The sequence below is a fragment of the Embleya sp. NPDC056575 genome, from assembly GCF_042793325.1.
In the GTDB taxonomy this organism is placed as follows: Bacteria; Actinomycetota; Actinomycetes; order Streptomycetales; family Streptomycetaceae; genus Embleya.
The window spans coordinates 1-1120 of sequence record NZ_JBHTVA010000197.1 but is presented as its reverse complement, the minus strand read 5'-3'; the positions used below and the strand labels follow the sequence as shown (position 1 = coordinate 1120).

The window sequence follows — 1120 nt, the reverse complement described above, 5'->3', positions numbered from 1 at the left end:
CACGCTGACCAGCGACAAGTCCACCTCACCCCGCTTCGCGGCTTCCGTAATCACGCCCTCCAGCAGGGCCTCGAACACCCCGGCATCCCTCCACTGCCGGAAGCGGTTGTGGACAGTCGACCAGGCGCCGAACTCCTGCGGCATCTCCCGCCACTGGCCGCCCGTCCGAAACCGCCAGATCACGCCCTCGAACTGCCGGCGCAGCCGCTCGGGGTACGGGCCGTACTCACCGATCGGCAGGTACGGCTCAATGAACTCCCACTCGGCGTCTGTGAGTTGTACTCGCGTCATACAACAAGATCTGCCGGATCAGGCACGACCGCGAGGGCGAAACCCCCAAACAGATCACAACCCGATACCCGCCCTAGTCGGACTCCAAAATGCGGTCGAGTGTCCGGCGCCCCATTCTGCTCATCGTCGGATTGCTCTCGACGTAGTACCAGACAACACCCATGGCCTGTTCGAACGCCCATGCCTTGCCGCGCTCCCACTCCAGATCGTCACAGGCCAGTGTCTGCCGGAGCACTTCCCGCGGGCCTGGCTGCAACAGGTGCCAGGCACTGACCAGATCCAGCGCGGGGTCGGCCGGGCCGAAGCCGCCGGTGTCGAGTACGCCGCTGAGCCGGTCTCCCGCGACCAGTACGTTGCCGGGAATCAGGTCACCATGGCTCATCACGTCGGCAGCCGTGCGTGGCAACTCCCGGAGGTGGCTCCACACTTGGCGCAGCCGGGGCACGTCGAGCAGCCCCTTGCTCTCCTCGAAGCACTTCGCCATCCAGTCGTCGTGGTGAGCGAGAACGCCGCCACGGTTCTCGCCGCTGAAACGCCGCCCCCGCGTCTCGGCGTCCCGCAGGGCTGCGATGAAGGCCGCAAGGTCCTCGGCGAAAGCGTCCGACCCACTCGGGTCGGCATCGAAGGCGACCGTTCCCGGCAGCCATGTCTGGATCGACCACGGCATGGGGTAACCCGCTCCAGGCTTTCCCAGGGTGACAGGTTCCGGAACGGGGAACCGAGACACCTGTGCCAGCTCCGCGCTCGCCTGGGCTTCCCGTTCCAGAACCGCCTGCGCCTCCGCGGCATCGGTCAGACGCAGCGGGAAACGCGCGGAGAGGTCGTCCCC

General features: G+C 66.9%; 2 protein-coding genes. Both read right to left on the bottom strand.

Features of this window, described 5'->3' with window-relative positions; translation table 11 throughout:
* A partial coding sequence (locus tag ACFRCG_RS48710) for a transposase (protein WP_380043113.1) occupies positions 1 to 291 on the bottom strand: 291 nt, incomplete at its 3' end.
* A 73-nt stretch (positions 292 to 364) separates the two neighbouring features.
* Positions 365 to 1120: aminoglycoside phosphotransferase family protein (locus tag ACFRCG_RS48705; protein ID WP_380043111.1), on the bottom strand; the 756-nt coding region annotated here is incomplete at its 5' end.